This window comes from Herbaspirillum sp. B65 (assembly GCF_000333555.1).
Lineage (GTDB): Bacteria > Pseudomonadota > Gammaproteobacteria > Burkholderiales > Burkholderiaceae_D > Herbaspirillum > Herbaspirillum rubrisubalbicans.
Genome location: NZ_BADI01000108.1, coordinates 1 through 950, shown reverse-complemented (window position 1 = coordinate 950; position 950 = coordinate 1). Strand labels below are relative to the sequence as shown.

The 950-nt window shown below is 60.4% G+C and carries 1 protein-coding gene and 2 pseudogenes; 1 reads left to right on the top strand and 2 read right to left on the bottom strand.

The window, feature by feature from the left end; translation table 11 throughout:
• Positions 1-212: 212 nt before the first annotated feature.
• Together I5W_RS03035 and I5W_RS03030 are read right to left on the bottom strand one after the other, a co-directional pair.
• Positions 213-467 carry a hypothetical protein gene (locus I5W_RS03035; protein WP_044528134.1) on the bottom strand — a complete coding sequence of 85 codons (255 nt, stop codon included), beginning with the start codon at positions 465-467 and terminating at the stop codon, positions 213-215.
• A gap of 2 nt (positions 468-469) precedes the next feature.
• Positions 470-754 (bottom strand): annotated as a pseudogene (locus tag I5W_RS03030) (hypothetical protein); the annotation flags it as partial.
• A 76-nt stretch (positions 755-830) separates the two neighbouring features.
• Here I5W_RS03030 and I5W_RS34130 point away from each other — a divergent pair.
• Positions 831-950, top strand: a pseudogene (locus I5W_RS34130) (MFS transporter); the annotation flags it as partial.

Here is a 950-nt window from a genome sequence, read left to right as displayed (position 1 = left end):
GGCTGTAACGACAAATCCCCGCTGGGGCGGGGATGGGATTGGCGACTGGCCTCGGGGGCGAACGCTGCCGGGCTGCGGCCTGCGGTTCCGACGCTACGGAACCGGTCTCTTCATCATTTTTCTTCAGGCGCATCGGCCTGGTGGTGCAGGGTACTACCGGGACTACCGGGACTGCCGGGACTGCCTGACTTGCTCCACGACAAGTCAGTACTTCAGATCTGCGATTGCAGCTTCCAGACCGCGTGCAGGTGGCTATGGTCCAGCTGGCGCAGGCGCACTTCCATCTCGAAGTGATCGGTCACGCCGTCGAAATAGGCGGCGTCGTGGAATTCGGAAGCATCGTTGCGCACCGGCTTCAAGGCATGGGCGGCGATGACTTGCTGGACGGCAAACTTCACCAGTTCGACGAGCGAGCGCAAATTGTTAGAAAAACCGGCATCCTTTGCCAATATACTCACGGTGTTCATCTTCGGAACAGATTGCAGGCAGCCACCACCGTATCGAGGTCGGCCACATCGGCCATGATGTAGAAGGTCCAGGGGGCAGCGTCGGACTTGCCCACCATCAGGCGGTCGTCATCCATGGTGCCCAAGACCTTGATGCCGTCCATGGTGGCCAGGGCCGTCATCATCTGACCATAGGCCTGCCATACGGGACCGGTTTCGGTGGCGGGCAGGTCGAAGAAGTTTTGCGTCACGCCGACGCAGAAGAGGACGCGCAGCGGTTCTTTATCATTGCTTGGGACTTGGCTCATGGAGGCTCCGAACTGACAACTTGACGAATGAAAATGAACTGGATACGACGGCTTACAGGAAGCCCGGCATCGGCGGCACACCCCCATCGGCATTACCGCCCCGATCATCCTGATCATCCTGCGCATCCTGCAAGGGCTGGCGCTGGGCGGTGAATACGGCGGTGCGGCCACTTACGTGGCCGAGCACGCACCGGAA

Coding starts and splice junctions, on each gene's coding strand:
- I5W_RS03035 (WP_044528134.1), bottom strand. CDS start 467: ATGAACACCGTGAGTATATTGGCAAAGGATGCCGGTTTTTCTAACAAT.